The 26689-nt window shown below is 41.3% G+C and carries 37 protein-coding genes, 1 pseudogene and 1 riboswitch; of the genes and pseudogenes, 33 read left to right on the top strand and 5 right to left on the bottom strand.

What is annotated here, in order from left to right:
- Window positions 1–108 precede the first annotated feature (108 nt).
- A riboswitch (SAM riboswitch) is annotated at window positions 109–211 on the bottom strand.
- 58 nt (window positions 212–269) lie between these two features.
- The 3 genes from pth to V8V91_RS08710 form a co-directional block, all read right to left on the bottom strand.
- On the bottom strand, window positions 270–830 hold the full coding sequence (pth, locus tag V8V91_RS08720) for an aminoacyl-tRNA hydrolase (protein ID WP_373399729.1): 561 nt from the start codon (window positions 828–830) through the stop codon (window positions 270–272).
- A gap of 80 nt (window positions 831–910) precedes the next feature.
- Window positions 911–1489, bottom strand: coding sequence for a 50S ribosomal protein L25/general stress protein Ctc (locus V8V91_RS08715; RefSeq protein WP_074226507.1), 579 nt, complete (start codon window positions 1487–1489; stop codon window positions 911–913).
- 27 nt (window positions 1490–1516) lie between these two features.
- Window positions 1517–2443, bottom strand: a complete 927-nt coding sequence (locus V8V91_RS08710; protein WP_373399728.1) for a ribose-phosphate pyrophosphokinase — start codon at window positions 2441–2443, stop codon at window positions 1517–1519.
- Window positions 2444–2869: 426 nt separating this feature from the next.
- Between V8V91_RS08710 and V8V91_RS08705 the strand changes: the two are divergent.
- The 3 genes and pseudogenes from V8V91_RS08705 to V8V91_RS08695 all read left to right on the top strand — a co-directional run bounded on the left by V8V91_RS08705 (window position 2870) and on the right by V8V91_RS08695 (window position 8849).
- Window positions 2870–5587 (top strand): annotated as a pseudogene (locus tag V8V91_RS08705) (M14 metallopeptidase family protein).
- Window positions 5588–5825: 238 nt separating this feature from the next.
- Entirely contained in the window at window positions 5826–6458 is a 633-nt protein-coding gene (locus V8V91_RS08700) for an EcsC family protein (protein ID WP_373399727.1), read from the top strand.
- Between the two features lie 147 nt (window positions 6459–6605).
- Window positions 6606–8849, top strand: a complete 2244-nt coding sequence (locus V8V91_RS08695; protein WP_373399726.1) for an alpha-L-fucosidase — start codon at window positions 6606–6608, stop codon at window positions 8847–8849.
- 153 nt (window positions 8850–9002) lie between these two features.
- Here the strand turns inward: V8V91_RS08695 and V8V91_RS08690 are convergent, their stop codons facing one another.
- Window positions 9003–9374, bottom strand: a complete 372-nt coding sequence (locus tag V8V91_RS08690; protein WP_373399725.1) for a hypothetical protein — start codon at window positions 9372–9374, stop codon at window positions 9003–9005.
- 131 nt (window positions 9375–9505) lie between these two features.
- Between V8V91_RS08690 and V8V91_RS08685 the strand changes: the two genes are divergently transcribed.
- From V8V91_RS08685 to V8V91_RS08610, 16 genes are all read left to right on the top strand, one after another.
- Window positions 9506–9754 carry a hypothetical protein gene (locus tag V8V91_RS08685; protein ID WP_373399724.1) on the top strand — a complete coding sequence of 83 codons (249 nt, stop codon included), beginning with the start codon at window positions 9506–9508 and terminating at the stop codon, window positions 9752–9754.
- Window positions 9751–9987, top strand: a complete 237-nt coding sequence (locus V8V91_RS08680) for a hypothetical protein (protein ID WP_373399723.1) — start codon at window positions 9751–9753, stop codon at window positions 9985–9987. Before V8V91_RS08685 ends, V8V91_RS08680 begins: the two co-directional genes overlap by 4 nt.
- A gap of 10 nt (window positions 9988–9997) precedes the next feature.
- Window positions 9998–10243, top strand: coding sequence for a hypothetical protein (locus V8V91_RS08675; protein ID WP_373399722.1), 246 nt, complete (start codon window positions 9998–10000; stop codon window positions 10241–10243).
- Entirely contained in the window at window positions 10240–10509 is a 270-nt protein-coding gene (locus V8V91_RS08670) for a hypothetical protein (RefSeq protein WP_373399721.1), read from the top strand. The genes V8V91_RS08675 and V8V91_RS08670 overlap by 4 nt, the downstream gene beginning before the upstream one ends.
- Window positions 10503–10706, top strand: a complete 204-nt coding sequence (locus V8V91_RS08665) for a hypothetical protein (protein WP_373399720.1) — start codon at window positions 10503–10505, stop codon at window positions 10704–10706. The genes V8V91_RS08670 and V8V91_RS08665 overlap by 7 nt, the downstream gene beginning before the upstream one ends.
- The gene (locus V8V91_RS08660; RefSeq protein ID WP_373399719.1) at window positions 10703–10876 is read left to right on the top strand and encodes a hypothetical protein; all 174 of its coding nucleotides are present in this window, start codon (window positions 10703–10705) and stop codon (window positions 10874–10876) included. The genes V8V91_RS08665 and V8V91_RS08660 overlap by 4 nt, the downstream gene beginning before the upstream one ends.
- Window positions 10877–11155: 279 nt before the next feature.
- Complete coding sequence (locus V8V91_RS08655; RefSeq protein ID WP_373399718.1) at window positions 11156–11683, top strand: hypothetical protein; 528 nt, start codon at window positions 11156–11158, stop codon at window positions 11681–11683.
- Window positions 11673–12080, top strand: coding sequence for a hypothetical protein (locus V8V91_RS08650; RefSeq protein ID WP_373399717.1), 408 nt, complete (start codon window positions 11673–11675; stop codon window positions 12078–12080). Before V8V91_RS08655 ends, V8V91_RS08650 begins: the two co-directional genes overlap by 11 nt.
- A 101-nt stretch (window positions 12081–12181) precedes the next feature.
- A complete protein-coding gene (locus tag V8V91_RS08645; RefSeq protein ID WP_373399716.1) occupies window positions 12182–12397 on the top strand; it encodes a hypothetical protein in 216 nt (71 codons plus the stop codon).
- A 73-nt stretch (window positions 12398–12470) separates the two neighbouring features.
- Complete coding sequence (locus tag V8V91_RS08640) at window positions 12471–12926, top strand: hypothetical protein (RefSeq protein ID WP_373399715.1); 456 nt, start codon at window positions 12471–12473, stop codon at window positions 12924–12926.
- The gene (locus V8V91_RS08635) at window positions 12923–13303 is read left to right on the top strand and encodes a hypothetical protein (RefSeq protein WP_373399714.1); all 381 of its coding nucleotides are present in this window, start codon (window positions 12923–12925) and stop codon (window positions 13301–13303) included. The genes V8V91_RS08640 and V8V91_RS08635 overlap by 4 nt, the downstream gene beginning before the upstream one ends.
- A complete protein-coding gene (locus V8V91_RS08630) occupies window positions 13242–13679 on the top strand; it encodes a hypothetical protein (RefSeq protein ID WP_373399713.1) in 438 nt (145 codons plus the stop codon). The genes V8V91_RS08635 and V8V91_RS08630 overlap by 62 nt, the downstream gene beginning before the upstream one ends.
- Window positions 13598–14392 carry a hypothetical protein gene (locus tag V8V91_RS08625; RefSeq protein ID WP_373399712.1) on the top strand — a complete coding sequence of 265 codons (795 nt, stop codon included), beginning with the start codon at window positions 13598–13600 and terminating at the stop codon, window positions 14390–14392. Before V8V91_RS08630 ends, V8V91_RS08625 begins: the two co-directional genes overlap by 82 nt.
- Window positions 14389–15384, top strand: a complete 996-nt coding sequence (locus tag V8V91_RS08620) for a hypothetical protein (protein ID WP_373399711.1) — start codon at window positions 14389–14391, stop codon at window positions 15382–15384. The genes V8V91_RS08625 and V8V91_RS08620 overlap by 4 nt, the downstream gene beginning before the upstream one ends.
- Window positions 15385–15408: 24 nt before the next feature.
- Entirely contained in the window at window positions 15409–16566 is a 1158-nt protein-coding gene (locus tag V8V91_RS08615; protein ID WP_373399710.1) for a DNA cytosine methyltransferase, read from the top strand.
- A gap of 38 nt (window positions 16567–16604) precedes the next feature.
- Complete coding sequence (locus tag V8V91_RS08610; RefSeq protein ID WP_373399709.1) at window positions 16605–16973, top strand: DNA cytosine methyltransferase; 369 nt, start codon at window positions 16605–16607, stop codon at window positions 16971–16973.
- Between the two features lie 49 nt (window positions 16974–17022).
- On the opposite strand, the gene V8V91_RS08605 is transcribed toward V8V91_RS08610, so the two are convergent.
- Window positions 17023–17457 carry a hypothetical protein gene (locus V8V91_RS08605; protein ID WP_373399708.1) on the bottom strand — a complete coding sequence of 145 codons (435 nt, stop codon included), beginning with the start codon at window positions 17455–17457 and terminating at the stop codon, window positions 17023–17025.
- A 243-nt stretch (window positions 17458–17700) separates the two neighbouring features.
- Between V8V91_RS08605 and V8V91_RS08600 the strand changes: the two genes are divergently transcribed.
- From V8V91_RS08600 to V8V91_RS08535, 14 genes are all read left to right on the top strand, one after another.
- Window positions 17701–17931, top strand: coding sequence for a hypothetical protein (locus V8V91_RS08600; protein WP_373399707.1), 231 nt, complete (start codon window positions 17701–17703; stop codon window positions 17929–17931).
- A 629-nt stretch (window positions 17932–18560) separates the two neighbouring features.
- Complete coding sequence (locus tag V8V91_RS08595; RefSeq protein WP_373399706.1) at window positions 18561–19097, top strand: hypothetical protein; 537 nt, start codon at window positions 18561–18563, stop codon at window positions 19095–19097.
- Window positions 19098–19317: 220 nt separating this feature from the next.
- The gene (locus V8V91_RS08590; RefSeq protein WP_373399705.1) at window positions 19318–19497 is read left to right on the top strand and encodes a hypothetical protein; all 180 of its coding nucleotides are present in this window, start codon (window positions 19318–19320) and stop codon (window positions 19495–19497) included.
- A gap of 3 nt (window positions 19498–19500) precedes the next feature.
- A complete protein-coding gene (locus V8V91_RS08585) occupies window positions 19501–19719 on the top strand; it encodes a hypothetical protein (RefSeq protein ID WP_373399704.1) in 219 nt (72 codons plus the stop codon).
- A gap of 114 nt (window positions 19720–19833) precedes the next feature.
- Complete coding sequence (locus V8V91_RS08580) at window positions 19834–20742, top strand: S49 family peptidase (protein ID WP_373399703.1); 909 nt, start codon at window positions 19834–19836, stop codon at window positions 20740–20742.
- A 1-nt stretch (window position 20743) separates the two neighbouring features.
- Window positions 20744–21166: a hypothetical protein gene (locus tag V8V91_RS08575; RefSeq protein WP_373399702.1), complete on the top strand. Its 423-nt coding sequence runs from the start codon at window positions 20744–20746 to the stop codon at window positions 21164–21166.
- A 30-nt stretch (window positions 21167–21196) separates the two neighbouring features.
- Window positions 21197–22324, top strand: coding sequence for a hypothetical protein (locus V8V91_RS08570; RefSeq protein WP_373399701.1), 1128 nt, complete (start codon window positions 21197–21199; stop codon window positions 22322–22324).
- Between the two features lie 58 nt (window positions 22325–22382).
- A complete protein-coding gene (locus V8V91_RS08565; RefSeq protein ID WP_373399700.1) occupies window positions 22383–22841 on the top strand; it encodes a hypothetical protein in 459 nt (152 codons plus the stop codon).
- Entirely contained in the window at window positions 22841–23431 is a 591-nt protein-coding gene (locus tag V8V91_RS08560) for a hypothetical protein (protein WP_373399699.1), read from the top strand. Before V8V91_RS08565 ends, V8V91_RS08560 begins: the two co-directional genes overlap by 1 nt.
- Window positions 23432–23434: 3 nt before the next feature.
- Window positions 23435–23617, top strand: coding sequence for a hypothetical protein (locus V8V91_RS08555; RefSeq protein ID WP_373399698.1), 183 nt, complete (start codon window positions 23435–23437; stop codon window positions 23615–23617).
- Window positions 23618–23724: 107 nt separating this feature from the next.
- Complete coding sequence (locus V8V91_RS08550; RefSeq protein ID WP_373399697.1) at window positions 23725–24324, top strand: hypothetical protein; 600 nt, start codon at window positions 23725–23727, stop codon at window positions 24322–24324.
- Window positions 24305–24898, top strand: coding sequence for a hypothetical protein (locus V8V91_RS08545; protein WP_373399696.1), 594 nt, complete (start codon window positions 24305–24307; stop codon window positions 24896–24898). Before V8V91_RS08550 ends, V8V91_RS08545 begins: the two co-directional genes overlap by 20 nt.
- Window positions 24873–25460, top strand: a complete 588-nt coding sequence (locus V8V91_RS08540) for a hypothetical protein (protein ID WP_373399695.1) — start codon at window positions 24873–24875, stop codon at window positions 25458–25460. Before V8V91_RS08545 ends, V8V91_RS08540 begins: the two co-directional genes overlap by 26 nt.
- A 107-nt stretch (window positions 25461–25567) precedes the next feature.
- A complete protein-coding gene (locus V8V91_RS08535; protein ID WP_373399694.1) occupies window positions 25568–26341 on the top strand; it encodes a hypothetical protein in 774 nt (257 codons plus the stop codon).
- The last annotated feature ends 348 nt before the right edge of the window (window positions 26342–26689 follow it).

The following is a 26689-nucleotide window of genomic DNA, read 5'->3' as shown; positions in this document are numbered from 1 at the left end:
GAATGCCTTATTTATTGGTATGACATAGATAGGCTCTAGTTAGTTTGAGAAAGTCAAACCAAAAGCGGTCAAATCGAACTAAAAAGGGGGTTTTTGATTATTAAAGCCAATTTATAGTTCCCGCTAAGGGTAGGACTTGGCACCTTTCCGCCGAAGGGGATGGTTGCCAGAGGGTCAATGAGCCTATTCTCTCGCCTCTTCTTTATAAATCAGTTGCCTGAAGTGTTACAAAGTAAACCCGTGTTTCGGGTATTTCCAAATCTATTGATTTAATTATTGTATTGATTCATCGTTCGTTCTATTCCTATCGTACAAAATGACAATATCATCTCGATGGCTTTATCCATGATGAGAGGAAGTTCTATAAATTCATCTTGCGTAAACTTGCCTAACACATAATCGACCTGCCTTCCTTTTGGATAATCATCCCCAATACCCATTCTCAATCGAGGGTAGTTTTGTCCCCCAGTCAGTGCTTCAATATTTTTCAGGCCATTATGCCCGGCAGCACTACCCTTTGGTTTCATTCGAAGACTTCCAAAAGGAATGGCTACATCATCAACCAGAACCAAGACATTTTCTTTGGGGATATTCAATTCCTTCATCCAGTAGTTCATGGCTTTCCCACTGAGGTTCATATAGGTAGTAGGCTTGATCAAGTGGATGGACCTTCCTTTGTATTTAAATTCTGATTTAAAAGCAAGTCGACTACTTTCCCAAGAAATGGATTCTTTGTCTGCAAGCCGATCTACAGTAAGAAAACCAATATTATGTCGAGTCAATTCGTATTCAGGCCCGATATTTCCCAAGCCTACAATGAGGTATTTCATAAGAGGAGTTGATCAATGCGTAAAAATAAAAAATCCTGCCCGTTTTAAAGGGCAGGATTTCTGTGTTGATGCTATGAAGATTAAGCTTCTTCAGTTTTCTTTCCTCTAAGTGCTCTTGGAATACCGATAGTAACAAGAGAAACATTAGGGCTAGTTAAGATTTCGAATCCATCAGCTGATAATTCAGCTACTTTAAAAGATTTACCCAAATCAAGGTTTGAAATATCTGCTTCGATAAAATCAGGAAGTTGAGATGCCAATCCTTTAACTTTAAGCTTTCTTGTTTTGAATTCAAGCTTACCACCTTTTGCGATACCTGGAGAGTTACCAACAACTTTTACAGGAATTTCAAATTTGATTGGCTTGTCTTCAGTATAAGCCATGAAATCTGCATGAAGCAAAGTTTCACTAACTGGGTGGAATTGCGCATCTTTCAAAACAGCCTTTACGATTGTTCCTTCAATGTTCAATTCTACTAAATGTACTTCTGGAGTGTAAATCAAATCTCTAAACAAAATGATTGGAGAAGAGAAGTGGATTTGCTCAGGAATACCTGGTCCATAAACTACGCAGGGAACATTGCCGCTTTCTCTGATTTCATTTAGAGAGGCACTGTCGAGATTTGCTCTTTTAAACCCTATAATCTCAAGTGTTTTCATAAGATATATATTTAATAAAATTGGTTCTTAAATAAATAAAGAACTGATAGAAGTGTGACCTGTTACCGCATGGATAGCTTTGGCGAATAAGTCTGCAACTGTCAATACTTTAATTTTTGAAGATTTTTGTTTTAAAGGAATGGTGTCTGTGATCACCAACTCTTCCAAAACTGAATTTTCAATATTTTCATAAGCTTTTCCTGAAAGAACGCCATGAGTTACTATGGCTCTTACGGAAGTAGCTCCTTTTTCCATGATGATTTGAGCTGCTTTGCATAAGGTTCCGGCAGTATCCACCAAATCATCCACTAAGATCACGTCTTTCCCTTCAACATCTCCGATTACCTGCATCGAAGCAATCTCATTGGCTCTTTTTCTGTGCTTATCACAGACTACCATTTCCACTTCAAAGTGCTTTGCATAGGCTCTTGCTCTTGCAACTCCCCCGACATCTGGTGCCGCGAAAATCATGTTGTTTAAGCTGAGCCCGCTCAAATAGGGCACAAAGATAGCTGATCCATTTAAGTGATCCAAAGGTAGGTCAAAAAAACCTTGAATTTGTCCAGCATGTAGGTCACAAGTCATGATTCTATCTGCTCCTGCTGAGGTAATCATATTAGCAATTGCTTTCGCTGCAATGGAAACCCTTGGACGGTCTTTTCTATCTTGTCTGGCATATCCAAAGTATGGAATGACAGCACATACCTTATAAGCACTCGCACGCTTTGCAGCATCTATCATCAAGCAAAGTTCCAATATATTGTCACTCGGTGGATTCGTGCTCTGGATTAAGAACACAGTGCATCCACGAATTGACTCGTCAAAGCTTGGAGACATTTCCCCATCGCTGAATTTTGACATGGTTAGGTCGCCAAGTTTTTTACCGTAGTTTTTTGCGATTTTTTCTGCTAAAACAAGGCTGTTTCCGCCTGAGAAGATTTTGACTTCGGACATATTCGGTGGTTTATTCGGAGAAGAAAGAAAGGTTTCTGAGGCAAAAATAGTAAAAATTGATGGTAAGGCTAAATCAAATGGAATTCATTCAAAATATATGTTTGCAAAGAATTTATTTGATTGAAATTTTCATTCTTTTATCAAGTTGAAATAGACTTTAAGAACCTAATTTCTGAAGGGACTCTAGTAAAAGCTTCCATTTACCAATGGTGATCATTCCAAATAAAACTTAATTTTTGGTCTAGTTTCGATCTGAAAATCGATGATTTATTTTAAAAATTTCAATTTTTTCTATTTCAATTAAACTTCATTGACGTATAGTTCCGATCCTGTAAAAAAAGACAGAAAGTATGTAAGTGGAATGCAAACCTTTTTTTCATAGTATTTTAGAAATGGTTTAATCTACCATCAACCAAAAATTATCACATGAAAAAACGTTTTACGCTCTTTACATTACTATTGAGCATTTGGTCATTTGGACTTTTTGCTCAATCCATCCCAACACCTAAATCCCATTTTGGGTTTGATATTGGTGATGATTATAAGCTAGCTACCTTCTCTCAATCAGAAGAATATTTTAAAAAAGTTGCTGATGCCAGTGACCGAGTAAAATTGGTTGAGATAGGAAAAACGGAGTATGGAAGATCTCATCCTATGATGATCATAACTGCTCCTGCCAATTTCGATAAATTAGACCGATATAAGGAAATTTCCCAAACCCTTGCTAGGGCTGAAATCACCAAAGAAGAGGCAGAGAGCCTGGTGATTGAAGGAAAACCAGTAGTTTGGATTGATGGAGGTCTTCATTCTACGGAAGTGGTAGGTCCCCATCAATTAATCGAAACGTTGTATCAATTGGCTTCCAGAACTGATGAGGAGACCATGAAGATTTTGGATAATGTAATTATCCTTTTGGTTCATGCCAATCCTGACGGGATGGAGATTGTTTCTGATTGGTATATGAGTGAGGAAGATCCTGAAAAAGAAATCAGAATATCCCAATTCTTTATCAGAAATACGTTGGGCATGATAACAACAGGGATTTTTACATGAATAATATGAGTGAGGCGGCAAATATGTCACTTCAGCAATATGTAGAATGGATCCCTCAGATCATTTACAATCACCACCAATCTGGGCCAGCAGGGACAGTAGTGGCAGGACCTCCTTATAGAGATCCCTTCAACCATGTTTTCGATCCTCTAATTATTACTAGCCTAGATGGTGTAGGGGCTGCCATGATCAATAGATTACATCAAGAAGATAAACCAGGTTATACCAGATTAGATGGTTCAGTTTTTTCTACTTGGTGGAATGGAGGACTAAGAACTACTCCTTACTACCATAACATTATCGGGATTTTGACTGAAATTATTGGTAGTCCTACCCCTTCTACCGTTCCATTGGTTCCGGATAGATTAATTCCTAACAATGGTACTCCATACCCAGTGGCTCCACAAGATTGGCACTTTAGAAGATCCATCGACTATTCTGTATCTCTCAATTATGCCATTCTAAACCATGCAGTTAGACATGGAGACGAATTGCTTTACAATATCTATTTGATGGGTAGGAATTCAATTGAAAAGGGGAGCAAGGACAACTGGACCATGTATCCAAAATATGCCAAAGCCGTACAGGATGCATTTGAGGCTTCCCAAAAGAAAAATCTGAGGAAGATGAGGATGCTGTTTATTTTGGCTTTAGGTCTGGAATCCCAAAACAGTTTTATGACTCCGTTTACCAAGACCCAGCCAGAAGAGACCCAAGAGGTTATATTTTGTCTGCAGATCAGCCAGATTTCCCGACTGCGATTAAATTCTTGAATGCATTGATAAAGTCAGGGATTTTAGTTCATAAAGCGACGGCAGATTTCACAGTAAACGGGAAGTCTTATCCAGCGGGATCCTACATCGTAAAGACGGATCAGGCTTTTAGACCTCATGTAATTGACATGTTCGAGCCTCAGGACCATCCGAATGATTTCTTGTACCCAGGAGGACCTCCTATTAGGCCTTATGATGCTGCAGGTTGGACTTTAGCTTACCAAATGGGTTCTGAGGTAGATCGAATCATGGATGATTTTGATGGGCCTTTTGAGCGAATGCCATATGGTGAATTATTGACTCCAGAATCAAAAGATTTGGTCAATGGCTCAGGATACCTGCTCGATGCAAGAGGAAATAATAGCTTTATGGCTGTAAATGACTTGCTTCAAGCGAAAGTCAAAGTATACAGAACCACTTCTCCAGTAAATGGGCTGCCTGCGGGCTCATTTTACGTAGGGGGAGCTGGTAAAAAAGTCCTTGAAAAAGCCGCAAGTGAATATGGTGTGTATCCTATTGCCGCGAAACAACCGTCAGGAGCAACTGAGATCAAGCCCGCAAGAATTGGTCTTTTTGATTATTACGGAGGCTCTATGCCTTCCGGTTGGGTAAGATGGATGATGGAACAATTTCATTTCCCATTTGAATTAGTTTTCCCTCAAGAAATTGATGAAGGCAATTTAAATGATAAATATGACGTTCTATTATTCATAGGTCCAGGAATCCCTAGTCAGAATTCCAGAGGGTACAATAGAAGACAACCTGATGCAGAAGATGTTCCTGAGGAGTATCGTCATATGCTAGGGGGATTTCTACTAGCAAGTCTATTCCTCAGCTAAAGGAGTTTATTTCCAATGGAGGAAAAGTAATTACGGTAGGCAGCGCGACGGATTTGGCTTATCACTTAGACCTTCCTGTGGAGGATGCGTTAACGGAAATTGGGCCAAATGGAAAAGCTATTTCTCTGAGTGGTGAGAAATATTACATTCCTGGTTCTGTATTGGAGATGAATATAGACACAAATTCTCCAGCGAATTATGGAATGGGAGAAACCGCTTATATTATGTTCAATAGAAGTCCCGTGTTCAAATTGGCTCCAAATGCTGCAAAAATGGGAGTGAAGCCTATAGCTTGGTTTGGAGAAGAGGAGCCATTGAGAAGTGGATGGGCTTGGGGACAATCCTATCTGAAAAATGGCGTAACTGCATTTGAGGCACAGATAGGTAAAGGGAAACTGTTTGCTTTTGGTCCTGAGATTACCTTTAGAGCTCAATCTCATGGAACCTTCAAACTTTTATTTAATGGATTATATAAATAGCAATATAATCAGGCGTTAAGTTTTAAAAGCTGTCCTTTTGGGGCAGCTTTTTTTATTAAACTTAGCGGAGCGATTTTTAGTAAAGGGAGTAGGAGGAGTTGACAGATGATCCTGAGTCTTCCTTTTAGTATAAAAAAATACAACTGAATGGATATTTACATGGAATATGTGAATGCCGAATTAGGGCTTTGGCTTTTTAAAATGAAAAAGAAGTCGGGTTTGTTTGGTAAAATCACACATGGGGTGCAAAAAAGTAAATAACTGGATTCCTGATAAAGTTCATCGAGTGATTACCACAGCGATTGAAAATATGGTAAAGCTCGTTATTTCTGGTTCTTCTTTAATTCGGCCAAAAATCAAAAATGAAATAAGCTTGAAAGAAAGGGAGTCTAAGGTCAGGAGTAGAATAAAATGGTATAGAAATACGGCCTCAGTGGAGGGTGCAATCACAGGAGCTGGAGGAATTTTACTCGGATTTGCGGATTTCCCGGCATTTCTTACTATCAAAATGAAAATGCTCTTCGATATAGCTTCTATTTATGGGTTTGATACCAAGGATTATCAAGAACGACTTTTTTTGCTATATGTGTTCCAATTGAGCTTTTCTTCCCAACAAAGAAGGAATGATTTGATAGGGTTGATTGAGGACTGGGATAATTACAAGAACACTCTACCAAAGGATTTAAATGAGTTTGACTGGAAAACCTTTCAATTGGATTATCGGGATTATATAGACTTGGCAAAGTTGGCTCAGTTAATCCCATTGGTGGGAGCAGGCGTTGGAGCAATTGCTAATTATAAGATGACGGAGTTGCTCGGAAAGAATGCGATGAATGCATTTAGATTAAGAATACTTCTTAATGATAAATGAGATTTTCTTATTAGGAAAAAATATTTTAATAATTTTTGAGTAATTATCTATTTTTTGAATGTTATGTTAACAAAATTAATTTTGGTTGGGGGTTATATTTTCTTAAAAGGAAAATATATTTGAAAGATTAAATTTTAAACATTTGAAATGAAATATAGAATTGCCTTCTTTCTTTGGGTGATTGGTTGTTTTTCTTTTGCCCAAGAAATAGAACTAGAGCCCAATATCCTTTCCTCTACTATTGCCATAGATAATGACGATACAAAAGATAGTGTCCGAATAAAAGCTTCGCATGTTGGTCCGACAGAGAATCAATACCGTGCCTTAAAAGATGAGTTTATTGCATTTGTCCATTTCGGTCCTAATACATTTACTCAAAAAGAATGGGGGACAGGGATGGAGGATCCTTCAATTTTTGAATTGAAAAATTTGGATACCGATCAATGGTGTGAAGCAATGAAGTCTGCCGGCATGAAAAAAGTAATTCTAACCGTCAAACATCATGATGGGTTTGTTTTGTGGCAATCTAGGTATACCAACCATGGGATTATGTCTACAGGCTTCCAAGAGGGAAAAGGTGATATCCTTAAAGATCTTTCTGAATCTTGTAGAAAATTTGGGTTGAAATTGGGAGTATACCTTTCTCCGGCAGATTTATATCAGATTGAAAATCCAGAGGGTTTGTATGGAAATTTAAGTGAAAGGACAGAAAGAACTATCCCTAGGGAAGTGAAAAATAGGCCTTTTGAAAACAAGAGGACTTTTAATTTTAAAGTGGATGATTACAACGAGTATTTCTTAAACCAACTTTTTGAACTACTTACGGAGTATGGGCCAATTCATGAGGTTTGGTTCGATGGAGCACATCCAAAAACAAAAGGAGGGCAGACTTATGATTATTTGGCATGGAAAGAGTTGATTAGAACCCTTGCGCCCAAAGCGGTCATTTTTGGAAGACAAGATATTCGTTGGTGTGGGAATGAATCAGGTCGAACCAGAAAAGTCGAGTGGAATGTGATCCCATATGAAGAAGATCCAAATAAGATGAATAGGTTTTCAGATATTACTGGAGAGGAAGTTGCGAGTTTGGAGAAAATATATCAAGCAAATTACCTTCATTATCAACCAGCAGAAACGAATACTTCCATCAGGGAGGGCTGGTTTTATAGAAATGATGATGAACAAGGCGTAAGAAGTGCAGATGATGTATTTGATATATATGAAAGGTCTGTGGGCGGGAATTCCATTTTCCTGTTAAATATTCCTCCTACGAGGGAAGGTGTATTTGGTGATCGAGATGTCCAGGCCTTGAAAGAGGTTGGTGAGCGAATCGCCTCAACTTATGGGGAAAACTTTTTGGAAAATAGCCGTGGTCCTATTGAAGTACTAGATCAGAATGACTCCAACTATGTATTGATGGAAAAAGGAGAAGACGAGTTGATTTTTGAATGGGATGAGCCTGTGAAAATTAATCGAATTATGCTACAAGAAGCAATTCGTACCCATGGAGAACGGGCTTCAGGAATAGAGGTTTCTTTTTGGAATAATAAGGGATGGCAATTGGTTTCAAAAGGTCCAAATATTGGGTATAAGCGGATTTTGCGGTTTGGAGAAGTTATTACTAGTAAAATTAAAATACGAATTACTGAAGCTCGTTTGTTTCCAGTGGCTTTGGCAAAAGTTGGGGCATATTATTCGGAAAATCATCCTCCTCAATTGGAAATTGAAAGAAATCTATCAGGTGATGTGAAAATAGGGGCTAAACTTGAAGATTTTGGTTGGAAGACTTATGAACAAGATATTGCTGGAGACCTCAACAAAGATTTAATTTTTCGCTATACTCTGGATGGTAGCGATCCAATAGAGACGTCTACAGTTTATGAAAAACCATTTCCTCTCCAATTTGGTGTAGTAAAAGCAGCAGCATTCACTAAAGGTGAAAAAGGGCCTGTTCTAGTTAAAGAGTTTGGTGTTATAAAAAAGGAATGGAAGTTACTTGAAGTAAGTAGTCAAATGGAGGGGAATGAAGCGGAGATGGCTTTTGATTCGAATAATAAAACCTATTGGAAGTCTTCAGGACTTGGGGTAGGACAATTTATCTCATTTGATTTGGCTCAAGAGCAAGAGATTGTTGGATTTACCTATACGCCTCCCCTTAAGGATTCAGAGGGAATGATTGAAGAAGGTGAGATATTTGTAAGTAAAAATGGAAAGGACTGGGAACTTGTAAGTTCATTTCAATTCGGGAATTTGATTAATGATCCTACTCTAAGGAAGTTTCAGTTCCCCGCTCCAGTGAAGGCACGATATATTAAATTGAAAGCTACCAGGATTGCAGGGAATAAAAAATTTGCTTCAATAGCAGAAATTGGCATTTCTAAGCAGCCTTAACTCTGAAAATACAGGTGCCCTAAATCAAGATAATTCCAACAAAAAAAAGCCTTATGCAAAATGCATAAGGCTTTTTTTGTTGGTCTACTAGCCCAATACATGACTACTGACTATCAGTTTGTTATAAATTATTGGAAAACATTTTTCTATTTTTTAGCCGGCTATGGCTTCATTGATGCGCATTAATCGATCAATTACCCGGTGAAGGGTTCCCTCCGTTCCGTCCAGTTTCACCATCATTTCCAAAGGCTCTGGAGATTTCTTAAACTCGATTTTTTCTACAGGTTCGGAGACAATATTATCCGCTAAATCCTCATTGAGATCCGGGATGTACTGGGTGAAGTCAATGTCTAGCTCCTCGCCAATTTTCAGAATATAAGAGGTGAACATATCCGATCGATCCAACTGGATATACAAGGTGGGTTTACTGACTCCTATTGACTTGGCAAGATTTGTAAGATTTACCCCTTTCTGCCGGAGGATCTTATTGACGATCTCCCCACGATGAACCTGGTTTCTTTTCATATAAGCAAAAATTGGTAAAATCGTCTAAAAAATAGTTTACATTATTTTACTAAAATTGTTGTTTATTATTTTACGTTATTTTACATTTGTTTACATTCAAGTAAAGAAACGTCAATAATCGTAAAAAAGTTATGCAAACAGCCAGAGCCAAAGCCATGGAGCTCACTCCCGCCCAGGAGAAACTAGTCCAAGACATGACCGAGAAGCTGCCTAAAAACTGGGTGGAGCTTTTCATTAAAAAGTTTGAGGAGGTATTTGATAAGACCTACTCCAGACAGCACGCCTACAACATCCTCAAAGGATGCCGCACCGATCACGACGGATGGAAAGTATTGGAATCTATAGCCAAGTCACACCAAGAAGTCCTCAATCAGATATGATCTGCGACACGCTGATATCCTTTGCCAAGCAGCGAGAGAAAGCCTTCAGTTTTACAGGCACACTCAACGGAGCACGTGCCAAGGCGGTCACCGTGATACAGCAGAAAGCCAACTACTGGAAGGGCAGAAACGAAGTCGAAGCCCTTCGACAGGCTGAGCAACAGATCAGAGAGATCCTTCCCTCCCCTTACGGACGGTTCAAAAAACACCGAGAAAAATCCTTTCACTTTTAAATACACATCTATGAGCTACCTGAATCAATTAATGAATGCGGAGCGCGAGTTTACCAAACTGGCCGCAGTCAAGCTGGAGCGAAGCAAGGATATGACCTTGTCACTTTTTTACAGAAACAAAAACTACTACGATCACCTCAAAGCCATGCGAGAGGTGAGAAGCTACCGACGGGAGATTGAAGAACTCGCAGATACGCATTTCCCCATTCATTTAGAAATCACTTTTCACGAACTACTTAGAACCCCCACATCATGACACAGACCAAAGTCAACATCGAGGGCACTGTACAGACAGTCGGCCCATGGATACCTACCGCCAAAGGTGACCAGATCAGAGAAATAGGAGTACTCGCTCAGACCAAGCGACCTCAAAAATTCAACCTTACCCAGTTCTGCAATAAGGACAGCGATCCGGTAGAGATCGAGGTGGGGTCGAGGTACCTGTTCACAGGATTTATGAACGGGATTGACTATGTCAATAAAGTATGCATCACCCGCATCATGGCTGAGAAATCATGCTAACCCTCAGAAAACACAAAAAAGTCCTTTTGGTCAATGCCCTCTTTTGGGGATTGTTACTCGGAGGCAACCCCATCGCTCAGAGCCTTGGGTGGATTCCTGCCAAATACCTGTACAGACAAGTACGGGTTAGAGCCCGGCGAGCCGGTAGAAGATTCGGAGAATTATTTATTGAAGACGACGAAAACCCACAAGAATGAGAAAACTGATCACGTACCTCGCTATCGGAGCGGTATTGGTTATTGCGCCGACCTCCTGCAAGTCCAGTCATAAACTCACTGGCAAGCAGTACATCCAGAAAGAGCAGAAGTATTACAACTACGATGCTGCGATGAAACGTGCCAAGAAAGCCCGCAAAAAGAAAAACTAACCTAAAGCGTCTCGTACCGGCAGGGAATTCTAACCTGGTCAATGGCTTTCCGACCTGTTTTGATTCTCGCAAACCTGACCGATCGAGACGTTTTAATACGACATCAACATGACCAATTTTCTATACGCAATCCATTGTATCATGCAAGCCCTTACTGGAATGGCGATTCTTTGTGGGTTGGGGACTTTTACCTGGTATTCGATCAAGGAATATAAAGCATCTCGAAAAGGAAAGGATACCAATGAATAAGCAAATCCAATTCAACGAAAAATACAGGGATTGGGAACGGCGGTAATTCAGTTAAGAGAGGCATATCGGTCAAACCATACCCGCCAAGGTAGAAGAATCCGAATCCTAGAAAAAAGACACTATGAAATCACAAAAGCATACAATCAACTCCATAGAGCCCTTGCAGCAGAAATCGAACGACTCAGAAAATCAGGAGGAGAAAGTTCATCCGATGACCCTCAAGGATCAGATACAGATGACCTACAACAAACTGACCTGCATCCACACCTTGAAACCATCGGAGAGGAAATCCCTTACCGAGCAGCTCGAAAACCTCGAGAAAAAATATCATTCACTTTTATCCCAAACGCCATGAGCTACAAACCAGAAAAGAAAAGCATTTATCAATTGAAGGAAGAAAGAAGAGATCTCCTCAATAGAATCATCAACGGTAGTCACTTAGATGCTGTCAGTATGCAGCAACTCACCGAGGCACTTAAGCAAAAAGAGGCAAAGATCAACGAACTCAGAAAATCCGAGCAGGTGAAAGAAGGAGAGGAGGTGAGTAATGAAATTTAAAGTGATAGAACAAAATTCCGTAAGGAAATTAATAGGAAACCCAAAATTGAGATTCACCCATCAAGGTTTCGTTTCAATCAATGGAGCTGGAGTACATAAGCTGAAACTTCCAGAAAACGCACACATTATCATCGTTCAGGATGAGGAGAAGCCAAATGATTTTTATTTGATTATTACTGAGGATAAGAAGTTTCCAAGGTTAAGAAAAGTGGCAGGAAGATCTAGGATCGCGAGCTATGGTTCTGCCTACCATATTTTATGCAATCACTTCAACTTGCCCCCAAAGATAAATTTTGATTTAGGGATAGGAGGGCAGATTAAATCCGAACTAGGGACAGCTCATTGCCTGATCACTTCAAAACTTTTAGAATTATCAAAGGAGGTGAATCATGTCTAGTCTAGGAATTATCATTCTTTCGATTTGGGTACTGTCTGTCTTGATGCTGGCTCGATGGGCTTGGGTCAACTGGCAGTACAATAGCAGAAGGGAGGCAGAAAATGAGTAAGCCTACCATCAAACTGACAATCTCGGGTCCGCAGGGATCCGGGAAAACCAACCTGCTCAATAAGATCAGGGTAGTGTTCGAAGAAAACCTGTTTTACAAACTTCTCGAGATCGATGAAGAAGGACCAGGAGAGGACGAAACGCTCACCCTCGCAGATGAATTCCATGAGGTTATAGTAGAAGTGAAGGAGGTGGGGAGTGAACAGTAATCAGAAATCAGTGATCAGTAAGCAAGAACCTAAAATCACGATTGATCAATTAAAGAACTATTTAGGAACTGGATTGAAATTTGAAACACCTAAAGATGATTTATGCTCTATAATTGGAATAGAGGAAATTGAAGACAAAGACTATGCAGTTTATTTCCATAAAAATTCTGATCAATCAAAGGGGTACTACTGCCGAATAGGAAATGTAAAACCTCACTGCTACCGACTATCAGACCTTGATAAACTCATCCCTGAATTGGGGTTAGTTCCAAGAGAAAGGTTAGGTGAAATATTGTTTAACCAAAATCCTGAATCTTTTGATGATGATTTAAGTGCATCGATTTGGGCAAACTTAGTGATGATTGATCCAATCGAAAATTGGCCTTTTATAATTTTTTCTTCTTTAATCGAATGGCACTTCTGGCCTTTTGGAGAGGAATACTTTGAACAAGGATTAGTGATTGATAAGCTCCTTTGCGACTCTGCGGCTTTGCGGGATTCAAATAATACTAACCCCTCATCCGTATGACTCCTGAAATACAAAAGCAGCTCACCACTGCCTGGTCTCGGAAACAGGCAAAGATGGCCAACCTAGTCCAGACCATGGAGGCAGAGCTCGAGCGACTACAGACTAAGAAGGTAAGCCCGGACTTTATCCAAGAGAAATCCTCCAGAGTAGATAAGCTCTTGGATATCGTGAACACTGCCGATGAGATCATCACGCTCTATCGAAATGAACTCATCCGGCTACGACTAGAAAACGCCATCCTCTACCAGCAGCTGAGCGACACCCAGCGACTGGAATTGATCAAACAACCCAACACCGTAATTTTAAAAAAGCTCCATGAAACTCACCCGAAAACAAACCTCGATACTAGATCAAACACTGGACCTGGAATCGGGTGAAATCATCGAACCGGTTCAGCCAGATAGTTCTTGGTCTACACGGGATCAGGATCAGTTCAGCAAGTGTGAGTCTTTTGTCATCGAGATAGAATCCAGAAAACTAGATCTCACCAAAACCCAAAAAGATAGAGAGGATATCATCACTTCATTTTTGAAGTTCGGGGAGAAAGGAAAGCAGCTCTTCCTCAGGATTTGTGATCTGAGTACTTCCCAGTCGAAATTCAATCCATCCAAACTTTGGGATGATTTAGAGAAGGAGGGAAACCTGCCAAAAGCCCGAGCGCATTCTTCTCGATGTGCAAGTTTTACGAGATCACGGCAGCAGCCATCAAGAAGAACGAGGTCAAGGCCAAAGTGGAACTACCTGAAGGAGTAGATGGGGAAGACTATTATCGATACGGGTTTTATGAAAAGGATGGAGCCTACTATTCCATAGGTAAGGATGGACCGCGCTGTGTGGCTGAGTTTACCATCCACGTGCTCTACCTGATCAAATCGAAATCCAATCCCAAGCGGATCGTAGAGCTCAAAGGAAAAGGTGGCTATACCGAAATTCTAGATATGCCGACGGACAGCTTCTCCAGTTTGGGGACGTTTAAGAAAGCGGTGGAATCTGTGGGACCCTATGTATTCGAAGGGAATGACACAGACCTCACCCGATTAAAGAAAAAGCTATTCCGAGAGGAGAAAGAATCCATCGAGATCTACTCACTTGGGTACTTCAAGCGGGGTAACTTTTACAGCTTTGCCAACGGCATCTACTCAGGATCATCTTGGATCCCTGCGGATGAATACGGAATCGTAAGCTGCGGAGACAAGAACTATTTCCTGCCATTTGATTCTAAAATCTACCGGGACGATGACGAGGAGTATGTAAACGAGAAGAAATTCCGATTCATCCCTGCCAAAAAGCCCGTGAAGGCTGAGGAATGGATGAGGCTGGTTCGGGATGTCTACGGTCCTAATGGCATCGTGGGTGTTTGTTTTTACCTCGCCTCGATATTCCGGGACATCCTCTTTGAGATCGATGGCAACTTCCTGATGCTTTTTGTTTTGGACAGCGACAGTCAGGAAAGTCCACCTTTATGAACTCCTTCAAATACCTTTTTGGAGAGCCACAGGATTCCATCTCACTGGAAAACCCGAGCTCCGTGATCGGTGTGATCCGAACTTTGGCACGCTTCTATAATACGATCAACTGCCTCGATGAATACAAAAACAGTCTCGACCGCAAAGCCATCGGCATGCTGAAGGGAATCTATGACGGCATGGGGCGTACCACTGGCAAACTCAGCAATGACAACCAGACCCGCACGACCAAGCCTAATTCGGCGGTGATCGTGGGAGGTCAGGAAATGCCCACGGTAGATAATGCCTTGTTTACGAGATTTATCATGCTGGAGTTTTATGCCAAGAACAGAAATCACGAAGCCTATGAGCGACTGAAGGAAATCGAGAAGACTGAGCTCGTGCATATCACGCTTGGTTTTATGAAGTATCGCCCGAATATCTCTGCCGAGGTGATGGTGGCCTACAAGATTTATAGGGAGTATTTCAAAGGAGCCACGGAAGGACTGGCCATGGATGACCGAATGATCCACAATGCAACGATGCTGATCACTCCGATTTTTATCCTGAAGGATCACCTCGATCTGCCTTATACCATGGAGGAAGTGGCGACGGTTATTCTGGACACGATCGTAAAGCAGCACGAGAAGATCAGCAAGTCTACGGATGCGAATATCTTCTGGAACATCTTCAGCGGACTGGTACGGATGGGCACGATCAAGGAAGAGATTGATTTCCGATTCAGGGACAGACAGATCCTGGTACGGATCAGCAATGTGTACTCACCCTATGCGGTACAGCACCGGCACGAGACGAACACGCTCGGACTGGCGAAGGAATCACTGATCTGGTACCTGGAAAACTCCGAGGCATACATCGGGCAGGATAAGCAGAAGTTTAAGACCGGGACGTTTGACGATCAGGGCAACCCCAAGCAAACGACGACAACCTGCATGGTCTTCGACTATGACAAATTGAATCTGGAAATAATGGTGGAAGGAGAAGGGAATTAAAAGTTTAAAATTTAAAAATGTAAAATGAAAAATTCATACATCACGGCCACTGATCAGTTTTGTGGAGCTGGTGGCAGCTCGCAAGGAGCTAGAAATGCAGGAGTAGAAGTAAAGATGGCTTTGAACCATTGGAAGTTGGCAATAGAAACTCATAATACCAATTTTCCAGATACCCATCACGATTGTACCGATATCTCCGCATGTGACCCAAGGAGATATCCAAGTACCAATATTCTGATCACTTCTCCGGAATGTACCACGCATTCTCCAGCAGGTGGAAACAGGCATAAGAAAGTAAAGGAAACGATGGATCTATTTGATAAAGGAATCATCGATCCAGCTACCGAAAGAAGCCGAGCAACAATGTGGGATGTTTGCCGATTTGCTGAATATCATAATTATGAAATAGTAGTGGTTGAGAATGTGGTGGAAGCAAGAACACAATGGGTTTTATTTGAAGTTTGGCTTCAAGCGATGCACCGGCTCGGATATAATCACAAATGCCTTTATCTAAATTCAATGCATTTTTGGCCTACTCCTCAAAGCAGAGATAGGATGTATATCGTATTTTGGAAGAAAGGAAACAAATCTCCTGATTTAGATTACATGCCATTAGCATACTGCACATGCTGCGGAAAAGATGTGCATGCAGTTCAAACTTGGAAAAACAGTCAGAAGAAATTTGGAAAGTATAAATTTCAATACGTGTATTCCTGTCCAGTAGATGGAACGGTGGTTGAACCTTATTACTATGCAGCTTTTAACGCCATAGATTGGAGTGATTTAGGTCAGCGAATAGGAGATAGAAAAAAGCCCTTATCGGAAAAAACAGTAGCAAGAATTCAATGGGGACTAGATAAGTATGGGAATGATCCATTATTAATTCAGACTAGACAAACCAGTGGGTTAAATGGTAGGGTGAAAAGTGTATTTGAAAAACCAATAGGAACTCAGTGTGCAGAATTGAGCCATGCAATTGCTTCGCCATTTGTAATAAATACTGAAAATGGAAGTCAATTAAAAACTGCCAAAAGTTCACTAGAAACATTCGGGACTCAAACTACCGCTCAAGCAGCTGGAATAGTAACTCCATGGATAATTGAAATGAATAGAACGGGGAAGCTAAACCAGCTTCTAACCCAACTTCTACTATTACATCAGGGGGAATCAATCACGCAGTAATGGGAGTCCCCTTGATAGTTCAGAACAAAGGTAAATCTATGTCAAAGAAATCAACGGATCCAATGCCAGTTCAAACCTCCAATATCAATAATGGATTAGTGACACATGAGGCTTGGAATAGCTTTATCCAATATTACTATGGCACCAATCAATCCTCTAAAGTAACCGAGGCAATAGATACTATGAACACTAGAGATAGAGCCTATGTAGTAAACTACCAAAAGCCGAGAATTGAGGATTGTTTCTACCGTATGATAAAGGCTCCAGAAGTAAAGGCTTCTATGGCTTTTGATAAGGAATATGTGATTCTAGGAAACAGCCGGGACCAGGTTAAGCAGTGTGGGAATGCTGTCACTCCTCCTGTGCAGGAATGGATAATAGGGCAATGTGTTAAATCATTGAGCTGATCAATATCAGAGGAGTATTATTAGCAACCTCGGATTTTTCCGAGGTTTTTTATTTTATCAAATCCCAAACCAAAATCAATAAATCTTTCAGGAAAACACCTGCAAGCCCAGCTACTAACCATCCAAATTTTGCTGTACGTATATCCCAGTTTGCTCTTTTAATTTCTAATTGAAAGAACTTAGATTTTTCTTCATTCTGAAGTTCATGGTAGATGTAAGCATCTTCAAAAGTTTTAAAAGAGAGCCCGTGCATCGTTATTACCAAAGAGATATTTCCATCATCCTTTTTTGATAGTTTGATTAAATTCATCGATTCCATGAAATGGAATAGAAAAATAAATCCATTCAAAGGGCCTATTACTTTTCCAGTTTCAGTATATATTTTGTCAGCAATAAGACTGTGCATTCTAAATAAAAAATCAGCCTTTTTTTCTTTGATTAGGCTAAACGCTACTTCTAGGTACTCTAATTGGTCTTTTTCCATTTTATGTTTATTAAACTGATTTCACAAGTTAAGAAGACCCTATCATGTTGAAAAACCAAATCCCCAAAGACTCGGAATATGATTTTTATCATGTTTTTGGTTTTTGGATATCTGGATTATTTTTCTTTAGAATAATTATACCTACCACTCAAATAAATTTGAATCGGTTGACCGTCAATTCACGACACGTCCTGCATTTTTCTCTACATAAAATTTATTTTAGGGCACCTAAATTTTATAGATATGACCAGACAGTTTTTGACGAAGCTCTTCTATGACGAGAGCGATCCGGTGATCATTGATTTTTGCCCACATGTGATCCCGAGAATAGGTGAATCGATTTTTATAGATCACCTTCCACAGCATGGTTCTGCACAAGTGGTAAATATTGTCCATCGCATTAAAGCCAATGAGGAAAAGGAGCCCATCGGTGAAATGCATATCTATCTCCAGCCCGAGAAAGTCGATTTCTAAACCCACCCACGTAACTACCACACTGTATCCAAACCGAATGCGAAGCGTTCGGTTTTTTTTTGCTCCGCCTGTTGCGTGGTTGCCAAGGAGGGAGCATTTTAAAGGAGGGAGGTTTTCTAGGGAATGAGCCTAAAAAGAAAAAACAAAATCAAATTTGTAGACCATTAAAAAAGCGAGCAACCAAAAGCAACCAAGCAACCATAAAAAAGAATATAATATAAATCTTTAATTATTAGATAGTTATGTTTTTTGTACGGCTGTTTTTCTGGTTGCTAATCTTGAAATAGTGAAGCAACCAAAAGCAACCAAGCCCGTAAAAATCCGTCAAATCGTAAAAAATCGTCAAGTTTACGCCTTTTAGAAGCAACCTAAGCAACCAAAACGGCTCTCAAGCAACCAAAAAAGTTTATTTAAAGGCTATATGAGCAGATTATGCCTCTAGTTGCTCGGTTGCTTGGAGTTGCTATAGGTTTTTTCATTTCTGTAGAATTCACGCAACACGTAAAAAAACGTCAGTCTAATAGTTCAATTTTCTATTGATATAGTTAAAAAATGAAAAAATAAGTCTAAATCCGTTTGACGAAAAGTAAAAAACTGTAAATTTATGTAAAGAAAAATCCACCGAAAATATGAGCAATAAATGTCTAGTAAGAATTCCTCTTCCTGCATGGGCAGTGAAGTTCTACCTGCACCGCCAGCGTCATAAGCTGGCAGAAGACGGAATCAGCATCCACCAAACCGCGAAGGATTTCCTTGGTAAGCTGGTCACTGGGTATATGCGAAAGACGTTTTTTGACCCATGGTATGTAGGGATTCCTCAGACCTCCCACCTGAGGATTTGGCTACCTGGTACCTATAACCGGCACGGACTGACCAAGCAGGACTATGAGAACCTATCTGATATGCTAAAGGACTTGGCACAGCAGGAGCTCTGCTTTCAGGTGGCTTTGTTTACGACTTTGCCATGTGTGAACTGTGCACAGGCGATCCGTATTACTTGGGACCTATTGGGGCTGACAGACGAGGACTATGACCAGGAGCATTTCAGGAGGTACTTTGACCGGTACAATAAACATGCGATCGGGACGGACTTCCCTGATTTTTCGGAGGATGTGAACAGGCACCTCAAAGCCTTTTATGATGTACACTATTTAGAGAAAGTATAATGAACGAAGAATTAGAGATTGTTGTAAATGATCGATTTGATCTGTGGTCAGTCGAAGTATGGATGAGAAGAAAGAATTATGAAGGATTCATAAACTATCAAATCGTCGATGGAAAAATAACCGAAGTGCAAGTCGATGTGAAACTTGGTGAAAGATCGACAGAAGACATCAAACCTTTTATGGTTCTTCCAAAAATATTTTTACCCAATTCATGCACGCCATGTCAAGGTTTACCTCAAGTCAAGGGGTCAAGACAAGAGATGAGTTTCTGATTGAGGGACAGCTCAATGCCTCTTTGGAGCATTTGAAAGATATGAGAAAATTCTCTGAAAAACTGCTTGATGCATTTCTTGAGAAGCCAATGGAAACAATAGAAGTAAGAGAAATAAAAAATAAATAATTCATGCCCTTAAAAATTGAAAACAGACTGATCGAAGTTCGCCCGAAATCCCTACGCGGATCGGGAAGAGGCCAATCCATCCAGGTATTGAAGAAAGTATTTGTCCAGCGACCCCAGTACGGGAAGATAGGAGGCAAAGCCCAAGGGATACTCAAAGTCCTTTTGGTCGTACTGGCGGTGGTGATCGTGTTGAGTTGGTTTGATGGGTTTATTGGAGGATAACACATAGCTTAACGCTGTCCCTTTAGGGGATGGCGTTTAGCGTTAGTTATCCTCCTTTAATTTTTTGAAATAATCCGTCCTACCTGACCTAGTTTGTTTTAGGCAGATTTGGGCATGATCGAAATCCTATCTGTCAAAGCCTGGGCCCTTGAAACCCGATTCTTTAATCGGATGGCTCCTATCGTCCTTAGAGGATTAAGTGAAGGTCGTGATTTGACCTCTCTGATCACCAAACAAGACCAATTGGATAAGCCAGAAGTAGAAGCCGGTCAGGTCTATCGAGTGGGAACCAATCTTCACTATTCATCCGAAAATGGATATCACTACCTAGGTGATAATGAAACAGCAATCAGTAGAACTTTACTAAAAGGTACAGTCACTAAAGATGGAGGGGCTTGTTCTTATGGTACTAAAAAACTAGGAGAAAAGCTTCGTATAGCAGATGAAAATAAAAATGTCTCTGCACATATCATCGAAATTGACTCTCCTGGTGGTTCCGTGGATGGGACACCAGAGTTTGCAAGTATTGTCGCCGGTCTTTCTAAGCCGGTAGTAGCTTTTGTAGATAGCATGGCCGCATCTGCTGCCTATTGGATCGCTTCACAAACCTCTCACATTGTCACCAATCCATTAAACTATACAGAAGTAGGGTCTATTGGCACTTTAGCCATCATGACTAATGAAAGGGAATACCTGAAAAAGGAAGGTATAAAAGTGGAAATCATGAGAGCTACTAAATCAGTCGATAAAGCTCGATTGAATACTGTTGAGGAATGGCCTGAGGCTTCATTGGAAGAATATCAGCAATACCTGGATTCTATTAATTCCGATTTTATCAGGGCAGTGAATAAAGGTAGGAATGGAAAACTAGCCACTTATGGAGAGGACATCTTCACCGGCAAGATGTACGATCAGAAGCGGGCCTTGGCACTGGGAATGATCGACCGGATAGGCACCTTAGAGGATGCGATTGCAACTGCTAGATTATTGTCTCGAAAAGCAAAAACCAAAACCACCACATAAGATGAAAATCAAAGAAACATTTCTCGCACTGATCGGAATTTCTTCAGAGAGATTTGAGAAGATGAGCGAGGCTGAGCAGGCGAACCTGTCAAAGGTCAGCGAGCAACTGGATGCAGCAGAAACTGCACAAGCTACCGCAGAGGAGAATCTTGCCACTGCCAATACCAGAATCGAGGAACTAGAAGGAGAACTGGCAACTGCCAATGAATCTGTGGAAAGTACCCAAGCATCTTTGGATGAGGCGAATTCCAATCTGGAAACTGCCAATGCTCGCATCGCTGAGCTAGAGGCTTCTGTAAGTGACCTGAACGAGAAATTATCCAAAGCTCCAGGAGCGGAAGATACTCCGGTCGTGAAGGAAACCGAAGAAAATAACGGAGGTAATAAGAAGCAGCTGAGAAGCTGGGAAATCATGCCTTCCTAAATCAAGTCACCAACTAAAAACCACCATACAGTGAAAACACAAAAAGCAATCCTAGGAGTATTAGCCTCCGCTTTGTTCTCGCTCCTAATCGGAGCTGCTACCGGTCTGCCTGCATTGGCAGTATTTGCGGCGATCTTCGCGTTATCTTTCTTTGTAAGTAGACCAGAAGCATCCCTTTTGACCGCTATTGATATCGCCGACTTGGCTACTGCCTGCGGGGATTATTACCGAGAAAATAGAAATATCCTGACTTCCGAATTACTATTGGATCCAGCAGTGACGGATAAGTTCACGGTGTACGATAATGTGACCGATGAATTGCCACTTCCTAAAATGGAAATCGGAAATATCCTACAGCCTGGAGTAGTGAAGACGTTCGTTCCTACCGCTGATGCTCTAGCATTTGATGCCAGAATTTTGAAGGTAAGAGACGTGAAGTTTGACTTGCAGTTGGTTCCTTCTGTATTGCATAAGCAGTGGTTAGGGTACAATGCCACCAAGAGAAGATCAGACGGTTCCAAAGATCCTTTTGAGTTGCCATTCGAGGCATTCATCATGAATAAAATATCTGAAGCTGCCAGAAATCAATTGTACCTACAGGCGATGTTTAATGGTTCTTACAATGCGGCTGGAACTACTCCGGTAGCTACCATGACAGGAATCAATACCTTGATCACTAACCTGATCGCATCGACTGATATCGTACCGGTTTCTGTGGCAGATCCTACTTCTACTACTGTGATTGACATTGTGGAAGCAGTATATGACGGATTGGGTGAAGCCTACAAAGGTGTACCTACTGAGATGAAAGTATCTCCTACCGTGTACGATTGGTACACTAGAAGATACCGAGCTCTTCACGGTCCTAATAATAACTATGAGGGCATGAAGATGGGTAGAACCTTGATCGATGGTACGATGTGTGAGTTGGTACGTGAGCCAGGAATGGGCACAAGCCTAAGAATGATCGCTACCAGAAAAGAAAACCTAGCGTATGGATGTGACACCTTCGCCACTGCGACGATGGATATCCAGAAGTTTGATAGAACTCTCAAAGTATTGGGAGACTTCAAGGCGGGTGTAGAACTACACCAATTAGGCACCGCTGGAAATCTTGCGATTTCTGTGAATGAATTGGTCTCTGACGGATTAGTATAAGTTGACTTATCACCCTGAGCCCTGGGAAACCAGGGCTCTTCTAAACCCCTAAATCGTTATGAGCAAACATATTTTTGCAATTAAGAAAGATGGTAAGGAATCTTACCTGAAGATCACTCGAGAGAAGATCCATATTCCTCCTTATGGGATTTTGACTCCTGACGAACTGATCAATCATCCTACTGCTCTGACTTCCCTGCTTAAGAACGGACCCGCTAAGAAGGTGTTCAAAGAAGTAAGTGAGAAAGAATACCAGGCAGCAGTAGCTGAGGAGAATGAGGCAAAAGCACAAGCCGAGGCAGATGCCAAAGCCGAGCAGGATGCCAAGGATCTGGCAGCCTATGAAGCGGCGAAGCAAGTAGTGGCTGAATACGAAGCTGCACATCCTAAGAAGGGTGATTCTCCAAAATTAGAGGAACTGCAAAAGCAGTACGAGGAACTGACTGGAAATAAGCCAGGTAATAAGAAGGCTGAGACTCTTTTGAAAGAAATCGAAAAATTTAAATCTGAGAAATAATGAGCAGAATCGCATTTGTAGATAGGTCTTGGACAGAGGGGCAGGATAATATGCCTGGACTAGTAGGTCCTTGCTACTTCATCGCCAAATCAGGAGTGGATTTATCCGCTTGTACGATTGAGGATGATGGAGTGACACTGACTGGAAATATAGCCTTGACGGCATCTGGTAAAATCATCGAAATCTACGCTACTGAGAATGCAAGTTCTTCAGCAGATGCAGATCAGGGTGATATCGATGGGAAGTATGCACAACATACTTTGACATTCTTCACCCCAGGATCCGATAAGATATTGGAGTCACAGAAGAGAGCATTGAGAAATACTCCTGGAATATGGATTTATAAGGATACCAATTTCAACTTTAGAGTGGCTGGTATCTGGGCAGCTGAGAATCCTAAATGGGAAGGCGAGGCTGATGTAGTCAATGATCGATTTGTGGCATCATTGGATATGCCGGCTCGTGTAAGTACGATGAATGGTACCTCTGGCACTAGAGGCGGAGACCGTAAAGGAACTATATTCGAAATCATTTCTGATGCTCCTCATGCACCTCTGTTCATGGATGGTGATTTACCTGTAAACGCCTAAGCCATGAAGATCAACCCAGCATTGAAAGGAAAGTATGAGGCCACTGATAAAGTGACCAGTCAGAAGTTTATCAATGGAATACTTGGTAAAATCGACTTGGAAACCATCAATGATCCTATGGCTGAGAAGCTGGTGAAAAGTGGCCACCTGAAGAAGGTTTCAGCTAAAAAGAAAGAACAAGAGTAATTTATTATAGGTTATTTTGGGTTTATTGTTAATGGAAAAATCCGCTCTGATGGGGCGGATTTTTTGCGTCAAATTTTTCGGGAGATTTCGCGGGTAGATTAGAGTTCATGTTGATCATCGATCTAGATACAGACCAAAAACGTCCAGCTCATGTAACACCACCCAACCCTCCGAGGAGTGCGGGTTTGATATCCGTCGCTCCTCCAGAGGAAACCAAACCGGTCACCGCTCCCAATCCCATCAAAACAGAAGGGGAGAAGCTGCTCTGGAAGTTGGAAGAAGAGGATAATCATGAGCGATACCTTCGGGCGATGACCCACCAACGTTATTTTGATTTGTTGGGACCGGATCTCCTCCCAATAGAGGGAGCCGACTTCTCGGAAATATACCAGGAGATGCGGGTGCACCAAGATCGCTTAAAATCTATCTGGCTGAAGAAGGAGCAGGTGAAAGCTACCGGTTCGCTCCAGCAACCCAAATTCATGACGGATGCGGACCTCGCAAGATTGGGATCGATGAAACACGAGCGGTCTAATGCTTATAAACTGATCGCCAAAAAGAAGAAAAAGATCAAGGAAGCGGAAATCAAGGGAAATGCTGCCCGAGTCCAATCCCTGGAATCAGAAGTAAATCAGATCGAGATGAAGATCCTTAATCTGAGTCACCAAATCAAAATCATACAGCAAGATGCCATTCTCAGCCGTTAAAGATCACGGAAACCTTCCTCGAAGGAAAGAGGATGACCCATTTTTGGCGATTTGGAGACATTACCACGATGTCAATACCGATATCATCCTCACTGACCTTCAAAAATCACGATTGGAGATTTATGAGTTTGCTTGGGAGCAGATCACGATGGGATTCTCCAATGGAGAGGCAGCAAAAGCGATCCAAACCCATTTTTTAGAGAAAACTGAGAAAAAACTAAGTATTCGGACCTGCTACAACCATATCCGAGATGCGATTGACCTTTTTGGCAATGTCAAGGAGATGCCGGTCAGTTTGGAGAAGAAAATATTCATTGAAACCCTAAAATTTGGCTTGAAAAAGTGTGCAGATCAGGGTGAATGGAAAGCATGGGCACAAATCGCCCAAACACTTGGTAAAACTTACGATTTCAATAAGGAAACCAATGAGATGGCGGATATTCTTCGAAGTCTGCCTCCTAGTGAAATAGTAATAAGCTCAGATCCTTCAGTTTTATGGAAAGAAGCTGATGAATTGATGGAAGGTGTGGATTTTGAAGATTTGACGAATGAAACCAGCGAAGAAGAAGCGTAAATTCTATCTAAATCCGATTGCCCAGCTGTATTACGGTTGCCAATCTGGAGTAAAAGCCTTGATTGCTGGTAGAGGTTTTGGAAAGTCATTTGTGAATGGGCTTGACCTATTTGATGATATTAAAAGACTTCCAAGGGCAAAAACCATGTTTTTGGGGATTACCTATACCCAGATTTACACCAATATCCTACTGCCTGTCACTTCAGCCCTTGAAACGATGGGATATATCCGTGATATCCATTATGTGATTGGGAAAAAGCCTCCTAAAGGATTTGCAACGCCATACCAAAAGCCCGAGCGATATGAAAACGTGTTCACGGCCTGGAATGGTTATACGATGGTATTTGCAAGTTTCGACAGACCTCAATTGATGAGAGGAGGGTCTAATGATGGAGTGAAATCAGATGAATCCCTTCTGATCAATAAGGATGTCTATGATGAGGTAGTGATTCCAACATTAAGACCATCCAGTATCCGACTACAAGGAAAACCTAAAATGCTCCACCAACACTTTACCAGCTCTATGCCTTATGGAGATAAGGGAAGTGGATACTCGAGCTAGAGGAAAAGGCGAAAAGAGAGCCTAATAAATATGGGTTTTTCGAGGGTACATCCTGGCACAATAGAAAAGTACTTGGTGATGAGACCATCCTACGATGGAAAGAATCCATGAGCCCTATACGCTACAGCATAGAGGTAATGAATAAAAGGGTTTTTAACCTAGGGAATCGCTTCTATAAGAGCCTAACGGAAGACCACTTCTATGAGGATGCCGGTAACTATGATTATATAGATGGGTTAGGTTTAGATCCCACAATTAAGAGAGACTGTAGGTTTGACCTGGACTGCGACTTCTCCCAGCCTATGGACCTGAGCTTTGACTTCGGGAACTTCACCTGTATGTGGGTGGGGCAGGAGCATAAGCTCGAGCATACCTATAAGCTGATCAATACATTCCATACTGAGGACAATGAGATACTGGATGATGTAGTAGAGAAGTTCTGTGAGTACTATGCCCCAAAGCTCAATCGCCTGGTATGTATCTATGGCGATAAGATGGGAAACTACAAGGGAGGGAATACCAGGTGGACACAGTTCGAAACCATAGAGAGGATTCTTCTCAAGCATGGGTTTAGAGTACACTTCGAATACTCCGGTGACGTGGACCACCTAGACAGACACGACTACATCAACCAACTACTCAGGCAAGAGAACAAAAGACTACCATCAATTGAGTTCAATAAGGCGAACTGTAAGGATGCCAAGATAGCACTGGAGACCACCCAAATGATCGATGGAAAGAAGGATAAGAGACCAGAGCGACAGAACATCGAGCAGAAGCATGCACCCCATTATGGTGATGCCCTGGATTACCTGCTATACCCTAAGTTTAAAGGACTGGAGAAGGGATCGATGGACCACGATCGTGCCGGTGCCAGGTAGCCATTCACATATCGTAAAAAGAGCAAATCGGCGTTCGTCCCTCGTTAATGCGGTCGGGAAAGAGGAAAAAGACAGGTTTTTGATTTAGAAGGGGTCTAATTTTTAACTATTTGATAAACAGCTTTTTATAATTCTGTTTTTTGCACTAAAAAAGCCCGTCCTAATTAAAAAATAGGTGCCTTGATACTTTGAGGCATGAATCAGATTGATACAGCCAGCGCATTGATGAAGATGAATGATACCTATGATCATGAGCTTGATCGGGTGAAAACATACGGTCTGAGATTTATCACAAAAAAGGGTTTCGGGAGATATACAATGCCAGGAAGGGAGTAAAAGAGCCCAAGC

Source organism: Algoriphagus halophilus (assembly GCF_041729275.1).
GTDB lineage: Bacteria > Bacteroidota > Bacteroidia > Cytophagales > Cyclobacteriaceae > Algoriphagus > Algoriphagus halophilus_A.
The sequence above is the reverse complement of the archived record's forward strand: the minus strand, read 5'-3'. Positions and strand labels throughout refer to the sequence as shown.